The organism is Pukyongiella litopenaei, assembly GCF_003008555.2.
Lineage (GTDB): Bacteria > Pseudomonadota > Alphaproteobacteria > Rhodobacterales > Rhodobacteraceae > Pukyongiella > Pukyongiella litopenaei.
Genome location: NZ_CP027665.1, coordinates 2,541,318 through 2,555,981 on the forward strand (window position 1 = coordinate 2,541,318; position 14,664 = coordinate 2,555,981).

The following is a 14,664-nucleotide window of genomic DNA, read 5'->3' on the forward strand; positions in this document are numbered from 1 at the left end:
GTTTCCAGGCGCAAGCCGACCCCCGAACTTCTTTGAAAGGACGACGAAGATGCCCACGAAAGAACATCTGGAAGGCCAGTGGCGCGAATGGCGCTATGCCCATGTCGCCACGATGTTCCGCCCCTATGGCTGGACATCGCTGGTTGCCCAATACTGGCTGGAAGAGAACGACCGCGATGTCCGTTTCGACCTGTTGCCCGGACTTTGGTCGGTCAGGGACGGGCGGGTCATGTTCACGCCGCCCGCCGAGGGACCGAGCCTGTCGGTGAACGGTGCATATCCGGACCGCCCGGTCGAGATCGTTCCGGGACGCAACCAGACCTATGGTCACGGTGACAGCGTGCCGGTCTATTCCGGCGTGAACGAGGTCGAAACGATCGTGCGCACCAGGGATGACGGCGAACGGCTATTCGCGGTCCGCGTGCGCGACCCGAACCGGGCGACGCGCCCGGAGGATGCCGGTGTGACCGCGTTCGACTATGACCCGGCATGGCGCATTCCCGGCGTGTTCACACCGACCGCGCGCGTCGATTACGAGGCCGAGACGGTCGAGGCCGGCGTCCGCGAAACCACCCCGCGCATGGGGACCTTCGCGTTCGAGCGGAATGGCAAACGCTATGACCTGGTGATCATCGGCAAGGATACCCCGAACGGCATCCAGCCGGTCGCGCATGTCCGCGACCAGACCAGCGGTCCGGTCACCTACGGGGCCGGCCGCGTCGTCGAACTGCAATTCACCGACGCTGAAAACAGCCGCATCGACTGGATCGATTTCAACTATGCGGTCGCGCTGCCCTGCGCCTTCACGAATTTCGTCACCTGTCCACTGGTGCCCGCCGAAAACCAGCTCGATTTCGAGGTGCTCGCGGGCGAGAAGCGCCCGACGGAAACCGTGGCGCGGACGATGACCTATCAGGCGCGGGCGGATGCGGTGGGCTGACGCGGGCCGACCCGCGCCAAGGGTCGAAATCGCCCGGTTGCCCGAGCCTGTCAGGCAGATTGAAACCGGTTCCGGTTTTCCAATACCATCGGAATTATGCTGAACCACGACGCCACCCTCGCCGGGTGGCGTCGGCGTGGCGCGGCGTGGGAGGGAACAGGTCCGAAGTCGTGAGACCGGCCAGAGCGGATCCGGCAGCATCGGCGGTTTGCCAGGAGGTGTCTTGTATTGAAGAACACGCATTCTCCGCTGCTTCGGTCGTATCACTCCTGGATCGCCAATGAATCGCTCGAGGATTATTCGCTGCGATATGCGGCGCGGTCATTTCGCAAATGGTCCCCCTTCATCATCGCGAACACCGCGCTTGGCGGCATATCCTTTCTCGCGCTCGAAGCAATCGGTGCGGCGATCACGCTGAGCCACGGCTTTGCCAATGCCTTTCCGGCGATCCTGGTCGCGATCGTGTTCATCTTCATCGCCAGTTTCCCGATCGCGTATTACTCCAGCCGCTACAATATCGACATGGACCTGCTGACGCGCGGCGCGGGGTTCGGGTATATCGGCTCGACGATTACGTCGCTCGTCTATGCCACGTTCACGTTCATCTTCTTCGCGCTCGAAGGCGCCATCATGGCGCAGGCCCTGTTGCTGCTGGCGGGAATTCCGCTGGTCGTCGGCTACCTGATCTCGTCCATCGTCATCATTCCGATCACCTTCATGGGCGTTACCATGATCAACCGCGTTCAGCTGGTCAGCCAACCGGTCTGGGTCGCGATGCAGCTGCTGCCGTTCGCCTACATCCTCTACGAAGACCCGGAGACGATCCGGCGGTGGACCGGGTTCATCGGCACGCAGGAGGGCGGGAGCGCGTTCAACATCCTGTCATTCGGCAGCGCGCTTGGGATCCTGTTCGCCCTTTCCATCCAGATCGGCGAGCAGGTGGATTACCTGCGGTTCCTGCCCGAGGAGAACCGGAAGAACAGGTCCGCCTGGTGGGCGGCCGTCATTCTCGCCGGCCCCGGCTGGATACTGGTCGGCGGGCTGAAGATCCTCTTCGGCAGCTTTCTCGCGGTGCTGGTCATTTCGGCCGGCCAACCCAAACAAACCGCGCTGGAACCGGTCCACATGTATATCCAGGCCTATGAATACGTCTTTGCCGATCCGGGGCTTGTGCTGGCGGCGGCCACGATCTTCGTCATCATCTCGCAGGTCAAGATCAACATAACCAACGCCTATGCGGGTTCCCTGGCCTGGTCCAATTTCTTTTCGCGGGTGACGCTCTATCACCCCGGCCGCGTCGTCTGGCTGTTGTTCAACATCATGATCTCGCTCCTGCTGATGATGCTGGGGGTGTTCGACACGCTCGAGGTGGTGCTTGCAATCTACTCGGTCATTGCGGCGGCCTGGGTCGGCGCCATCTTTGCCGATCTCGCGATCCTCAAGCCGCTCGGCATCAGCCCGTCATTCACCGAATTCAAGCGGGCCTATCTGCCCGATTTCAACCCGGTGGGATGTGGCGCGATGGCGCTGGCCTCGCTGGCCGCGTTCTTCGTCTTTGCCGGGTTTTTCGGTGAGCTTGCCCAGGCCTATGCCGCGCCGATGGCATTTTTCATCGCCTTGCTCACGGCGGTGCTGATCGGCGTCCTGACCGGCGGGCGCTATTACATTGCCCGTCCCTCGGTGGCGCTGGCCGGGCCCGGGGATGCAAATGTTCGCTGCGAGTTGTGCGGGTTCGAATATGAACGCCCGGACATGGCCCACTGCACCTTCTACCAGCGCCCGGTCTGTTCCCTGTGCTGCAGCCTCGAGGCGCATTGCCACGACATGTGCAAGTCGCCGCAGGTCGCGGTGGGAACGGATTTCGGGACCAGCACGGGCGGGCTGAGGGCCAAGATCGCCCCCAACACGTTCAAGCGGCTCGTCAAGGCGGGCGGGATATTCCTGGCGCTTTCCGTGGTCGTCGCCGCGGCGATCCTGATCACCTATCGACTGATCGAGCCGGACCCGGCATCGACGCATCTCGACAGCAGCCTGATCCTCTTCGGCGTGTTCCTGGCCCTGCTGCCGTTGCTGGCGGTCGGAACCTGGTGGATCGTGCTGTCGCATGAGAGCCGCGAACTTGCGGAGCGGGACCTGTTGATCTCGCTGGAGGAACTGGAGAAGGCGCAGAATGACCTGGCGGCAAACGAACGCCTGGCCGCCATCGGCGAGGTTACCGCGACGGTCAGCCATGAACTGAGAAACCCCCTGGGAACATTGGTGAATTCCGCCGACCTGCTGCGCCGTTCGGTGACCGGGACCCAGGCGGAAACCCTGGGCGAACTGGATCGGCTGCAGCGCAACGCATGGCGCTGTGTCAAGATAATCGACGATCTTCTTGATTTTTCGCGGAACTATTCATTCTATGCGATAGAGATCGAACTGGACGGCTGGGTGACGCGGGCCCTGGCGGATATCGACCCGGCATTGCGGGCGCGGATCGTCGTTGAGCTGGGGTCGGAAAGCGCGGTTCTGGCGGATAGCGAGCGGCTGAGGCAAGCCTTCGTAAACATCCTGAACAATGCCGCCCAGGCCTGCGATCTCGCGACGAGTGATGCCCCGATCAGGGTGGCGACGTTTTCCGAAGGTGACGAGGTTGTCCTGGATGTGACCGACAGAGGGATCGGTATGACTGACGATGTTCGCCGCCGTATTTTCGAGCCGCTGTTCAGCACCAACGCCTTCGGCGTAGGCCTGGGGATGCCTCTGGTCCGGCGCATCATCGAGCACATGGGCGGAACCGTGAGGGTCACCAGCGAAAGCGGAACCGGCACGACGGTGCAGTTCCGCCTGCCGCGCGCGGGGGCGCCCGAGCCGTGACCGGGCGGCGCATGATCCTCGTCGTCGATGACGACATCGATTTCTCGGAGAGCCTGAGGCGCTTGCTGACACTCGAGAATTACGATGTCCTGTGTGCCGACAGCGTCACATCCGCCCTGAAGGCCGTCGAGCAAAACGACATCGCGGTGGCCCTCGTCGACATCCGGCTCGGTTCCGGCGGTGACGGTCTCGATGTCGTGCGCGAACTGCGCCGGATCGACCCCGACCTGATGTGCCTGATGATCACGGCCTTTGTTTCCGTCGATACCGCGATCCAGGCGTTGCAGGCCGGCGCCTATGACTATCTCTCCAAACCGTTCCATATCGAGGAAGTGCTGTCGACGCTGGACCGGTGTTTCGAGCGCAAACAGCTGCTGACCGCGCGGAAGCTGAGCGAGGAACGGCTGCGCCAGAAACAGCACATGGAGGTGATCGGCCAACTGGCAAGCGGTGTCGCCCATGATTTCAACAACATACTGGCGGTATTGCTGAGCAATCTGCGCCTGCTCGAGGAACGGATCGGACGGGCGCATCCCGAGTTTTCCGAACTGGTCAGCGAAGCGATCACCGCGACCTTGACCGGCGGGGAACTGACCTCCCGCCTGCTCAACCTCGGTGCGCGACCGGGTGATCGGGACCATCCGATCGACCTGGTCGAGATGCTGCAGGGGTTCCTGGTGATGCTGCGCCGGACGCTGGGTCAGGGTTGGGACGCCCGCCTGGAGGTGCCGGACCGGATCGACCCTGTGACCGTGTCGCGCGGGTTGCTCGAAACCAGTTTGCTGAACCTGGCATTGAATGCGCGCGATGCGATGGAAAGCGGTGGAACCGTGACCATCACGGCCCGAAACCACGATGCCGGTTCAGCGCCTGCGGCGAACGGAACCGGCGACGCGGCGGGCCGGTTCGTCGCGATTTCGGTTGCGGATACCGGAACCGGCATGTCAGGCGACGTGCGTGCGCGCGCGTTTGAGCCGCTGTTCACGACCAAGAAACGCGGCGATGGAAACGGGCTTGGCCTGACGATGGTCGAGAATTTCGCGCATACCCATGGCGGATGGATCGGGATCGAAACGGCGCCCGGTCAGGGCACGACCATGACGCTATTCCTGCCCAGCGGCGTGCAGGCCGGACCTGTTTGAGGGCGCGAACACATAGCCGACACCGCGCACCGTCTTGATCAGCTGTGCGTTGCTGGCCTGGTCGCCCAGCTTGCGGCGAAGCTTGCCAATCAGCACGTCGACGCTGCGATCGTAGGGGGACCATGAACGGTTGGCGACGATATCCAGGATCTGCTCGCGTGTCAGAACCCGCCCGCGGCGTTGCACGAGCGCGCGCAGGACTTCGAATTCACGGCCTGTAAGCCGGATCCGCTGGCCGGTCGGCGCGTTCAGGTGATACCGGTCGAGATCCAGCTTCCAGCCGGCAAAGCTGAGGAACGCGTCCTGTTGGTCCCGGGATGGCCCCGGATCGACGCGCCCGGAATACCGTCTCATCACGGTTCGCATTCTCGCCAGCAATTCGCGCGGCTCGAAGGGCTTGGTCACATAGTCATCCGCACCGAGTTCGAGGCACACGACCTTGTCGATCGTGGTGTTTTTGCCGGAGATGATGATCAGCGGGTAATCATATTGAACGCGCAGCTGCCGTGCCAGGGTCACGCCGTCCTCGCCCCGGGGAAACCCCAGATCGAGCAGGATCAGGTTGAAGGCGTCATCCGCAAGCGCGCGGCGCATCTTCCGCCCTTCATCCGCGGTCTTTACGACAAAGCCTTCGTCGCCGAGGAACCGCTTGAGAAAGGTGCAGATGCCACGATCGTCATCGACGACCAAGACCCTGTTCGAGCGCCGTCTCCCTACCATGGGGCAAGCGTATTCCAAACTCCTCTGTCAAGTCGACTGGTAAGACGATGTAAAGGGCCGTCGATGTCCGGGCTGTCGTGAGGACGGCGCTGATACATGTGCCGTGCGCGAGGGGTAAATCGCGCAAAAACAAACAGATAAGACCATATCCGGCCCCGAAAATCTGTATGTCAGACTAGCCTTTGGTTACAAAAGATTACAATGCCGGGGCTCTCCGGGCACAGAGCGATTACACGGCGTTGCTAGAGATTCTCCTATCCGCGCAGACCTCACGCAGATCGTACCGGATCACCAGCCACGGGGTGCGAATTTTCCGCCCCGGCCTACCCAGGGAGATGAACGACATGCCAAGAACAGTATTTGAAGTCGACCTCAACAAGGCCCCCGAAGACCACGACATCAAGACCCACAACCGCTGGCATCCGGATATCCCGTTTGTCGAGATGTTGAAACCCAATGAAACGGTTCGCGTGGAATGCCACGACTGGACCGGCGGCCAGATCGGCAACAATGACAGCGCCAACGACATCCGTGACGTGGACCTGACGCGGGTCCACTATCTGAGCGGCCCGTTCGGGGTCGAGGGGGCCGAGCCGGGCGACCTGCTGGTGGTGAACATTCTCGACCTTGGTGCCAAGGCCGATTCCGAATGGGGGTTCAACGGCCTCTTTGCCAAGGAGAATGGCGGCGGCTTTCTGACCGAACATTATCCCGAAGCCAGCAAGTCCTGCTGGGATTTCGAAGGCATCTACACCACCTCGCGGCACATTCCCGGCGTGCGATATCCCGGCATCATTCACCCGGGCCTGATCGGATGCCTGCCTGACCGCAAGCTGCTGGACGAAGCCAATCGGCGCGAGGCCGAACTGGTGGCGACCGATCCCGACCGGGTGCCGCCGCTGGCCGCGCTGCCGTTCTCGGACACGGCGCTGATGGGACAGATGAGCGGTGACGCGGCCAGCGTGGCGGCCGCCGAGGCATGGCGCACGGTGCCGCCGCGCGAACATGGCGGCAATTGCGACATCAAGAACCTGTCGCGCGGCTCCAAGGTCTATTTCCCGGTCTATGTGAAGGGTGCCGGGCTTTCGATGGGCGATATCCATTTCTCGCAGGGGGACGGCGAGATCACGTTCTGCGGTGCCATCGAAATGGCCGGCTGGATCGATATCAGCGTCGACGTGATCAAGGGGGGCATGGCGAAATACAATGTCGTCAACCCGATATTCAAGCCCAGCCCGATCGACCCGCATTTCGACGATTACCTGATCTTCGAAGGGATCTCCGTCGACGAGCATACCGGCGAGCAATACTATCTGGATGCCCATGTCGCCTATCGCCGGGCCTGCCTCAATGCCATAGAATACCTGAAGAAATTCGGTTATTCCGGAGAACAGGCCTACATGATCCTGGGCACTGCGCCGGTGGAAGGACGCATCGCCGGCATCGTCGATATCCCCAACGTCTGTGCCACGCTCGCGATCCCGACCGCGATCTTCGATTTCGACATAAATCCGGGATCGGCCGGGCCGGCCAAACAGGTCTCTGGCGCCGACGTGGCAAGGACCAGCTGACGCCGTCGAACCCGGGCAAGAGCGCATGCGGCCGGATTGGCTTTCCGGCCGCTGAACCCAACGACGAGGAACAAAAAAGTGCTTGGCTTTCTATTACTTTACGTCGGAGTCGTCCTCTTCCTGAACGGCCTTTGGCTATCCGGCAAGATCGAGGATCGCGAAATCGTCGTCATCAACATCGTGTCGGGGGTCGTGGCCCTGCTGGTCGGGCTCGCATCGGTGTTCGGCAGCGCGGCGGATGCCGGGTCGGTCCGGGCCGGTTCGCTGACATTGCTGTTCGCGACAACCTATTTCTGGGTGGCCTACAACCGCCTCGTCGCGGTGGACGGGCGCGGGCTGGGCTGGTTCAGCCTGTTCGTCTCGGTCACGGTCGTTCCGGTCGCGCTCAGGGCGCTGGCGACCGCCGAGACCACGCTGGATTTCTGGATGGGGCTCAACTGGGCGCTCTGGGCGGTGCTCTGGTTCATGTATTTCCTGCTGCTCGCCTTGCAGCGGCCGATCCTGCGGGCGACGGCGGTGGTGACGCTGTTGACCGGCATCGTGACGGGCTGGATACCCGGCTTCCTGATCCTCGAAGGCCTTCTCTAACCCCCCATTCAATGCCCCGGCCGGTCGCGGACCGAAACCCAAGAAAGTGAGAAATTCGGATGCCCATCTATACCTATGAATGCACCGAGTGCGGCGTGTTTGACACCTGGAACACGATCGTTGATGCCGCGAGCGAAATCAGCTGTCCCTGCTGCGCGAAGCCCAGCCAGCGCAAGGTGGCGCTGCCCGGCCTCAACCTGATGAACTCGACCTTGCGCGGTTACATGTCGCGTTCGGAAAAAAGCGGCAGCGAACCGCGGGTGGTGAACAAGAAACACCTGGCCGGATGCGGCTGCCCGATGTGCAAGATCGGGAAACCCAAGGAACGGCCCACGCGCTACAAATGGATGATCGGCCATTGACCGGGTGCCGGGGCGTCTCGGTTGCGGACCCCGGTGACGGTGCCGCGCGCATGGGGCGATCGGGGCCGGTGTCTCAGGAGATCACGGGATAGAACGGTCGGCCCCAATCTTCGGTGGGGCTGTCCATCATCAGGTCGATGAAGATCGGCATGAGAAAGGCCAGGATCGCGGCGCCGTCGCGGACCTGTGCCCGGTTGACGCCGCTGTTCCAGGTCGCGCCGCCATGCACCAGCTGGTTGCGCAGCACATAGAGGCGGTCGAAGACGAAGCTCAGAACCCGCGCGCTGTCGCCGGACTGAAAGGCCTGCGCGAAGGCACGGGCCGACGACCTGAAGCGGTCTTCCCAGTCGTCGAACCCGTCGATGCCGTTATGGTGCTGCCAGAACGGGTTGAAGACATACCGGTTCTCGAGAAGCAGCCGAACCGGCCCGGAAAACTGATGCCAGACCGCCTTGTAGATGCGTTGATCCCGGTCCAGCGCGCACAGCCGCCCGAAGAAATCGAGAAACGCCGCCCGCTCGCCCTGCGGGATGGACTGGAATTCCTGTTCGTCGGCATAGGCCGCGTTGAAGGCGATCCAGAGGAAGATGAAGCGTGCATCGTCATCCGCACCGCAAGTCTCGGCGCGGCCGATCCAGCTGATGGCGCGGTGGACGCGCAGCCCCATGGTCTCGGGGAACCCGGCGCGAATGGCGCGTTGCTTGTCCTTGAGGGTGGTGAATGTCAGGCTGTCGGGCATGGGTCCTACCTTCGGAATTCAGATCATGGCATCGCGGCGAAGTCGGACCGGCGATGTCCCTCCACCATGGTTCGCAGCGCCTCGGGGGCGATCACGTCCACCTTGTCACCCCACTGATACAGGTGCCACGCCATCTCCAGCCAGCCGGCGGCGTGGAAGCGCACGATCAGGCTGCCGTCATCCTGTGGCTCCAGTTCCTGCCTGGGGTGAAAGCGAAAGCCCGCCGCGCGCTCGGCGGCTTCGGGCGCAAACCGCCATATCACCTCGCCGAACTGCGCCGGATCCTGCCAGACGCCGAACGCCTGCGCGGCATAATTCGCGATGGTGAACCCGTCCTGAAAGGCAAAGCTCTCGTTCAGGGGTTCGGCCTCGTGGATCAGGTCGATGCGGAAATTCCGCACCTCGTCGGCCCTGGCCGGATCGCGGGCGGCCAGGTAGGTCCGGTGGCCGAGCAACACCCCATGCGGTTCCAGAATGCGTTTTTCGGCCCGGTCGCTGTAACGGACCCGCAGCCGGAACGGGCCGCGCAGGGCCTCTATGATCGCGTCGAGGATGCCGGGGGCCACCCCGACCCGCGGGCCCGGCCGGGTGACCTGTCCCATGGCGGCCAGGACGGCCTCGGCATCCGCCTCGATCCGCGCCCGCGCCGGAACCCGCACGAGCATCCCGTCGCGCAACTCGTCCAGCGCCCGCGCGTGGCGCAGCCGGCCTTCGGTTTCCGCCGTGCGCGCGGCGATTTCGAGCGCTTCGACGCCGGTTTCGTGGCGCAGCTGGAGCCGCGACAGACCGGGATCGACCAGCCGCCAGCGCCGCTTGCGATCCGCGCCATCGGTGGCATCCACGTTGCCGAAGGTCTGTTCCAGCGCATCGGTCATGCGTTGCGCGGTGCGGTGCGAGACCCCGAACTCCGCGCAGATCTCCTCGAGGCTGATACCCGTGCGTCGCGACGCGGCCAGCTGCGCGAGGCGGATCAGATCCTGTGCCTTGGAAAAGGACATCCGCACCTCGCAAGCCCGACAGAGATTGTCACCCTCGCAGGCTAAAACCCTTCAGGTGTCCTGTCGAGCCGATTCTCAAGTGATTTCAGTACCGGTTCCTTTGGCTCGGCAGGCGCACCTGAAACCGGAAAACGCGGGCGGTGGGCGGTCGCGTCATCGGGATCGCCGCGCCGGGGCATCGCCCTTTGCCCGATCCGTTTTCCGCGCATAAGGTTCGACCTGTCGTCCCCGGCTGCCCGCCGATCATTCCGACACGGGCGAAACCATATGGGGAAACCACCATGGGATCACGAAACCGGGATATTCCCCAGCCGCCGGACGGGGCGCTATCACGGCCGGAGGCGGGCGGGTCCGCAACCTGCGGCGGCGGTTCCGGATCGCGGATGACAGCGGGGCAGGCGATGGCGGTCTGCCCCGCCTTCGCCGTTGACCACGGTGTTGATGTTGCAGACACTGCAACCGGGAAGGCTGGCAACGTCGCTTTGCCCGGATCGCCCGTCCGGAGGTCACGGGCCGTCAATACGGATCGCTCCCGACCCCCGGGCGCCCAGATGCCACTTTCAGGAGAACACTCAAGATGATGTCCCGTTCATGCAAGACCGCGGTTATTGGTGGTGCGATGTTTCTGGCTGGCACGGCAGCGGCGCAAGAGGTTGCCGACACGATCTATACGGGCGGTCCGATTCTGACCATCGACGACACCCAGCCCAAGGCCGAGGCCGTTGCCGTGAAAGACGGCCTGATCCTCGCCGTGGGGGCGCTGTCGAAGGTATCGGCACATCAGGGCGATGCGACCGAGGTCTTCGACCTTGCCGGGCGCACGATGATACCGGGTTTCGTCGACAGCCACGGCCATGTGGTGATGGGCGGGCTTCAGGCATTGTCGGCAAACCTGCTGGCGCCGCCGGATGGCGAGATCACCGATATCGCCAGTCTTCAGGACAGCCTGAGCGCCTGGGCCGGGGAACATGCCGATGTCGTCGACAAGGTGAAGATGATCGTCGGCTTTGGCTATGACAACGCGCAGCTGACCGAATTGCGGCATCCGACGCGCGAAGATCTCGATGCCGTGTCCACCGAGGTTCCGGTGGTGATCGTTCACCAGTCCGGGCATCTCGGCGTCGCCAATTCGAAGGCGCTGGAACTGGCCGGCATCGACGCGTCCAGCGAGAACCCCGACGGCGGGGTGATCCAGCGCAACGCCGATGGTGAACCCAACGGCGTGCTCGAGGAATACGCCTTCTTCACGGTGCTGGTTCCGCTGCTGTCGCAGCTCGGCCCCGACGGGGTCGCGGCCTTTGCCAAGGCGGGCGCCGAGATGTGGGCGAGCTTCGGCTACACCACCGCGCAGGATGGCCGGGCCTCGGCCGGCATCGTCGAGGCGCTCAAGGCGATCGATGCGGCGGGCGAACTGCCGGTCGATGTGATCACCTTTCCCGACGTACTGGAATCGAAGGACTATATCGAGGCCAATGCTTCGAAGGACTATACCGGCCATGTCCGTGTCGGCGGCTGCAAGCTGACCATCGACGGGTCGCCCCAGGGCTTCACCGCGCTGCGCGACCGGCCCTATTACGACCCGGTGGGCGACTACCCGGCGGGCTATGCGGGCTATTCCGCCGTCACGATGGAGCAGGTCCAGGATGCGGTGAACTGGTGTTACGAACGCGGCCTCCAGGTCATCACCCATGCCAATGGCGAGGGCGCATCCGACATGCTGATCACCGCGATCGGGGTCGCGAAGGAAAAATACGGCGATCCGGGCAACCGCCCCGTCCTGATCCACGGCCAGTTCATGCGCGAGGACCAGGTGGACAGCTACCGGGACCTGGGCGTGTTCATGTCGCTGTTCCCGATGCACACCTATTACTGGGGTGACTGGCACCGCGATCATACGGTCGGGCCGGTCAATGCCGACAACATCTCGCCCGTGGGCTGGGTCCGGCAGCGGGGGCTGATGTTCGGGACGCATCACGACGCGCCGGTGGCCTTTCCCGACAGCATGCGCATTCTCGACGCCACCGTCACCCGCCGGACCCGGTCGGGCGACATTCTCGGCCCCATCCACCGCGTCGACGTGTTGACGGCGCTCAAGGCGATGACGATCTGGCCCGCCTGGCAGCAGTTCGAGGAAGACCGGAAAGGCAGCATCGAACCCGGCAAGATCGCCGATCTCGTGGTGCTGTCCGACGACCCGACGGCGGTCGATCCCGAAACCCTGGACAGTCTCAAGGTGACGGTGACGATCAAGGACGGGAACGTGGTCTACGAGGCCGACGAGGAGATCAGGAAGGGCGACCTGCGCTGGTCGCCCATGTTCTCCGACCCTGCATCCGCTCACGAGTTTCTTGATGCGATGCACGATGGGCTGAGCAGGGGCTAACCGGCCCTTGTGCGCCTCCGGGCGGTCACGGGCGCGATGTCCGTGACCGCCGATGCGCGGGATTGCGCATTTGCCGGAAACTGGCGGTTATCGGATGACGCGCAGGTGCCCGCGCACCTGCGCGGTCATTTCGGAAAAAGCAGCGTCGCGATCAGCCTCACGGCCACGCCTTCGGGGCCGCTGTCGGGCCCTTCCGCCCAATAGCGCAACCCGCCGCCGACGCTCACCCGCTGGTTGCCGATCTTGACCACCTTTGTCACGATCGCCCCGATCGGAACCGACGCCTGGTCGGTTTCCCAGTCATAGGTCGCCTCGGCCTGCAGCGTGAAGCTCCACGCGGTCGGGGTGGTGTAGCTCAGGAACGGCTGGGCAAAGGTGGCGCTGATCGGAACCGACCCGCTGCCGACATCCCAGAGATGATTGGCAAGCATGCCATAGGTCCATGGCCCGGTCTGGCGCAGGGCAACGCCCGTGATCCCGGCCGCGAACTGATCGGCGCCCAGGCCATCCGTCGCCGTGGGCAGCAGGAACACCGGCCCGACCCCCCAGGTCACCCCGCCTTCGGTTGGCTGCGCCGGAGAGAAAAAGAAGCTCTGAACGATATCCCCCATGCCCGACTGGCTGGTCCCCGGGACCACGTCCTCCTGCCAGATCAGCGGCACGATGGTCCGGGAAATCAGGTTCCAGTTCGGGCCGAGCGAGATCGGGATCACCGGCTGCACGTTCAGGGTCGAACGGTGCCCCGTGTCCTGCAGCCCGATATTGTCGTCAAAATTGTATTGAAACGGCACGCTTATCAACGAGGCGATCGGGTTTGCCAGGTCCTTGGCAAGCGCTTCGTCGCTGGTTTGTGCAAGGGCCGGAGCCGCGGTCTGGATGGCGAATGCCGCGAGGCTTGCGATTGCTGGTCTGATCATTGGACATGCTCCCCAGATTACGCTGGCCGGAACTATAGCCGCGCCAACGGTCTCGCCAAGCTCTTTCGTCTGCATGGAAACAGGGCCGGAAACGGGGATGGGCAGCCCTGCGCCGCACAACCCCCGGTGAAATCGGGTCTTTCCCTTTCCTGTGTGGGCGCGGCCCTGCGGGGGCGTGACGGGCCTGCCGCCAGCCCCGGCAGAGCGTGCTGCAATCGGGCGCGTCCCCTCCGGTGAACCGGTTGCACGCGCCCGGCGGCGCGGTCAGCGGTTGTCGCCCTCCAGCGCCACGAGGTCGCGGGATATGTCGGCGACCGACGTGACGCCGCACAGCGCCATCGCCACCGACATCTCGCGCGCGAAGGCCGTCAGCATGGCGCTGACCCCGGCCTCGCCGCGGGCCGCCACCGCATAGGCCCAGGGCCGCCCGATCATCACGCCATCGGCCCCCAGCGCCACCGCGCGGAACATGTCCAGCCCGCTGCGCACCCCGCCATCCATCAGGACCGATACGGTGTCGGGCACGGCCTCGCGCAGCTGCGGCAGCATCGAGATCGACGAGGCCACCCCGTCAAGCTGGCGCCCGCCATGGTTCGACACGATGACCGCGTCCGCCCCGGCCCGCGCCGCCGCGATGCCGTCCTCGGGCGACAGCACGCCCTTGATGATCAGCTGGCCCTTCCACTGCTGGCGCAGCCAGGCGATATCCTCCCAGGTCACCGAGGCGTCGAATTGCCGGCCCACCCATTCGCGATACTGGGTCGGGTTGGTGGCGGCGGGCACATAGGCGGCGAGATTGCCGAATGTATGCGGTTTGCCCGTCACGCCCACATCCCACAGCCAGCGCGGATGCGACAGGTAGGACAGCGGCCCCGACCGCAGCTGGCCCCAGCGGCCGGTGCCGCCCGCGATGCCGTTGCGGATGTCCCGATACCGTTCGCCGACCACGGCCAGGTCCACGGTAAAGACCAGCGTGCGCACGCCGACCGCCCATGCCCGGTCGAGGATCTCGGTCACCACGCCCCGGTCGCGCAGCATGTAGAGCTGGAACCAGAACGGTCGGTCGGACACGGCGGCGATCTCTTCGAGCGAACAAATCGACACGGTCGACAGCGTGAACGGCACCCCGGCGGCATCGGCGGCGCGCTTGGCCTGGATCTCGGCACGCCGGGCCAGCATCCCGCCCATGCCCACCGGCGCCAGCGCCAGCGGCATGGCGCAATCGGTCCCGGCGAGGCGGGTGGAGGTCTCCACCGAGGAGACATCGCGCATGACCCGCTGGCGGGGGACGATCCCGGCGAAATCGGCGACATTCCTCGCCAGCGTGACCTCGCCATAGGCGCCGCCATCGACATAGTCGAACAGGAAACGCGGCAATTTGCGTTCGGCGATGCGCCGATAATCCCCGACCGAGACGGGAACGAGATTCAGTGTGGGCATTGCGA

General features: G+C 64.2%; 12 protein-coding genes. 7 read left to right on the forward strand and 5 right to left on the reverse strand.

Annotated elements, in window-relative coordinates; all coding sequences use genetic code 11:
- Positions 1-49: 49 nt before the first annotated feature.
- The 3 genes from C6Y53_RS12690 to C6Y53_RS12700 all read left to right on the forward strand — a co-directional run bounded on the left by C6Y53_RS12690 (position 50) and on the right by C6Y53_RS12700 (position 4,941).
- Complete coding sequence (locus C6Y53_RS12690) at positions 50-940, forward strand: DUF1684 domain-containing protein (protein ID WP_106472751.1); 891 nt, start codon at positions 50-52, stop codon at positions 938-940.
- Between the two features lie 228 nt (positions 941-1,168).
- Positions 1,169-3,799, forward strand: a complete 2,631-nt coding sequence (locus tag C6Y53_RS12695; RefSeq protein ID WP_106472752.1) for an ATP-binding protein — start codon at positions 1,169-1,171, stop codon at positions 3,797-3,799.
- Positions 3,796-4,941: a sensor histidine kinase gene (locus tag C6Y53_RS12700; RefSeq protein ID WP_106472753.1), complete on the forward strand. Its 1,146-nt coding sequence runs from the start codon at positions 3,796-3,798 to the stop codon at positions 4,939-4,941. Before C6Y53_RS12695 ends, C6Y53_RS12700 begins: the two co-directional genes overlap by 4 nt.
- On the opposite strand, the gene C6Y53_RS12705 is transcribed toward C6Y53_RS12700, so the two are convergent.
- Positions 4,903-5,631, reverse strand: coding sequence for a winged helix-turn-helix domain-containing protein (locus C6Y53_RS12705; protein WP_211299378.1), 729 nt, complete (start codon positions 5,629-5,631; stop codon positions 4,903-4,905). The two genes, C6Y53_RS12700 and C6Y53_RS12705, sit on opposite strands and share 39 nt — an antisense overlap.
- Positions 5,632-6,005: 374 nt before the next feature.
- On the opposite strand from C6Y53_RS12705, the gene fmdA reads away from it, so the two are divergent.
- From fmdA to C6Y53_RS12720, 3 genes are all read left to right on the forward strand, one after another.
- A complete protein-coding gene (gene fmdA, locus C6Y53_RS12710; RefSeq protein ID WP_106474098.1) occupies positions 6,006-7,232 on the forward strand; it encodes a formamidase in 1,227 nt (408 codons plus the stop codon).
- Between the two features lie 78 nt (positions 7,233-7,310).
- A complete protein-coding gene (locus C6Y53_RS12715; RefSeq protein WP_106472755.1) occupies positions 7,311-7,820 on the forward strand; it encodes an AmiS/UreI family transporter in 510 nt (169 codons plus the stop codon).
- A 59-nt stretch (positions 7,821-7,879) separates the two neighbouring features.
- Positions 7,880-8,182: an FmdB family zinc ribbon protein gene (locus C6Y53_RS12720; RefSeq protein WP_106472756.1), complete on the forward strand. Its 303-nt coding sequence runs from the start codon at positions 7,880-7,882 to the stop codon at positions 8,180-8,182.
- Positions 8,183-8,255: 73 nt separating this feature from the next.
- Here C6Y53_RS12720 and C6Y53_RS12725 read toward each other — a convergent pair whose 3' ends face one another.
- Positions 8,256-8,921, reverse strand: coding sequence for a HEPN domain-containing protein (locus C6Y53_RS12725; RefSeq protein WP_106472757.1), 666 nt, complete (start codon positions 8,919-8,921; stop codon positions 8,256-8,258).
- Between the two features lie 23 nt (positions 8,922-8,944).
- A complete protein-coding gene (locus C6Y53_RS12730; RefSeq protein WP_106472758.1) occupies positions 8,945-9,919 on the reverse strand; it encodes a helix-turn-helix transcriptional regulator in 975 nt (324 codons plus the stop codon).
- 577 nt (positions 9,920-10,496) lie between these two features.
- On the opposite strand from C6Y53_RS12730, the gene C6Y53_RS12735 reads away from it, so the two are divergent.
- The gene (locus tag C6Y53_RS12735; protein ID WP_106472759.1) at positions 10,497-12,302 is read left to right on the forward strand and encodes an amidohydrolase; all 1,806 of its coding nucleotides are present in this window, start codon (positions 10,497-10,499) and stop codon (positions 12,300-12,302) included.
- A gap of 125 nt (positions 12,303-12,427) precedes the next feature.
- On the opposite strand, the gene C6Y53_RS21280 is transcribed toward C6Y53_RS12735, so the two are convergent.
- Positions 12,428-13,219 carry a hypothetical protein gene (locus C6Y53_RS21280; RefSeq protein ID WP_106472760.1) on the reverse strand — a complete coding sequence of 264 codons (792 nt, stop codon included), beginning with the start codon at positions 13,217-13,219 and terminating at the stop codon, positions 12,428-12,430.
- Between the two features lie 264 nt (positions 13,220-13,483).
- A complete protein-coding gene (locus C6Y53_RS12745; RefSeq protein ID WP_211299379.1) occupies positions 13,484-14,659 on the reverse strand; it encodes an L-lactate dehydrogenase in 1,176 nt (391 codons plus the stop codon).
- Between the last annotated feature and the right edge of the window lie 5 nt (positions 14,660-14,664).

Coding starts and splice junctions, on each gene's coding strand:
- C6Y53_RS12725 (WP_106472757.1), bottom strand. CDS start 8,921: ATGCCCGACAGCCTGACATTCACCACCCTCAAGGACAAGCAACGCGCC.
- C6Y53_RS12720 (WP_106472756.1), top strand. CDS start 7,880: ATGCCCATCTATACCTATGAATGCACCGAGTGCGGCGTGTTTGACACC.
- C6Y53_RS12745 (WP_211299379.1), bottom strand. CDS start 14,659: ATGCCCACACTGAATCTCGTTCCCGTCTCGGTCGGGGATTATCGGCGC.
- C6Y53_RS12690 (WP_106472751.1), top strand. CDS start 50: ATGCCCACGAAAGAACATCTGGAAGGCCAGTGGCGCGAATGGCGCTAT.
- C6Y53_RS12735 (WP_106472759.1), top strand. CDS start 10,497: ATGATGTCCCGTTCATGCAAGACCGCGGTTATTGGTGGTGCGATGTTT.
- C6Y53_RS12730 (WP_106472758.1), bottom strand. CDS start 9,919: ATGTCCTTTTCCAAGGCACAGGATCTGATCCGCCTCGCGCAGCTGGCC.
- fmdA (WP_106474098.1), top strand. CDS start 6,006: ATGCCAAGAACAGTATTTGAAGTCGACCTCAACAAGGCCCCCGAAGAC.
- C6Y53_RS21280 (WP_106472760.1), bottom strand. CDS start 13,219: ATGATCAGACCAGCAATCGCAAGCCTCGCGGCATTCGCCATCCAGACC.